This window comes from Streptomyces sp. DH37, assembly GCF_029813835.1.
Taxonomy (GTDB): Bacteria; Actinomycetota; Actinomycetes; order Streptomycetales; family Streptomycetaceae; genus Streptomyces.
This window is the reverse complement of record NZ_JARVKV010000229.1, coordinates 1-404: the sequence shown is the minus strand read 5'-3', so window position 1 is coordinate 404 and position 404 is coordinate 1. Positions and strand designations below refer to the sequence as shown.

The following is a 404-nucleotide window of genomic DNA, read 5'->3' as shown; positions in this document are numbered from 1 at the left end:
GTGGCGAAGCGGGCCATCATCGCAGAGGCAGAGAGCGTGTGGAACAGCGACGTTGATGGCGTCTTCGGCCGCGGAATGACGAGCCTCCGCCTCCTCGCGCTGCCGTACGCCGGCCACCCCGACTGCCGGCCCGAATGGCGGCCCTGACAGGTCCGCCTGCCACACGGGCATCTGCGCGTCCTCAGCGGGGTAGCTCCGCCAGCTCAGAGCACCCGGGCTCATCCCCGGCACAGACGCGGGGGCAAATCCCTGCCCCCGCTGAGGACGCGCCGCCGACTCTGGAAGCAACACCCCAGGACGCACCGCCCATGAGAAGGCCCGGGAGCCGCGCCACGCTAGGGCGCCCGGGCCGCCCCACCTGCTCTCCTACGGCAGCGAGGTGGCCTGGGTTGCTCTGGGGGCGC

At 72.5% G+C, this 404-nt stretch carries 1 protein-coding gene; it reads left to right on the top strand.

Annotated features, from left to right (window positions below; all coding sequences use genetic code 11):
• Window positions 1–147 carry a DUF6221 family protein gene (locus QC029_RS31475; RefSeq protein ID WP_369281330.1) on the top strand — a complete coding sequence of 49 codons (147 nt, stop codon included), beginning with the start codon at window positions 1–3 and terminating at the stop codon, window positions 145–147.
• The last annotated feature ends 257 nt before the right edge of the window (window positions 148–404 follow it).